Raw genomic sequence first — 336 nt, 5'->3', positions numbered from 1 at the left:
AAGCAGACAGCACGCGAATTGGTTTGTTTGTCGCCACCTCTGTCATATTGTGTTTAGTGTTGCTTGCGAGCCATGCGATATTTAAATCACGCTTTGGCAAGGTTATTGTCGCGATTCGTGATGGTGAAAACAGAGCACGTTTTATTGGCTATCGTACTGAGCGCTATAAAGTTTGGTTGTTCGTCTACTCAGCTGTGATTGCGGCAGTAGCGGGTGCCTTGTACGTTCCTCAAGTCGGTATTATTAACCCAGGTGAATTCTCACCCATTAACTCTATCGAAATGGTGATCTGGGTAGCAGTGGGTGGCCGAGGAACTTTGATTGGTGCAGTTATCG

At 46.4% G+C, this 336-nt stretch carries 1 pseudogene; it reads left to right on the top strand.

The features are described 5' to 3' along the window. Positions 1-336 (top strand): annotated as a pseudogene (locus A3729_RS10585) (urea ABC transporter permease subunit UrtC); the annotation flags it as partial.

The organism is Oleiphilus sp. HI0043 (genome assembly GCF_001634935.1).
The sequence above is the reverse complement of the archived record's forward strand: the minus strand, read 5'-3'. Positions and strand labels throughout refer to the sequence as shown.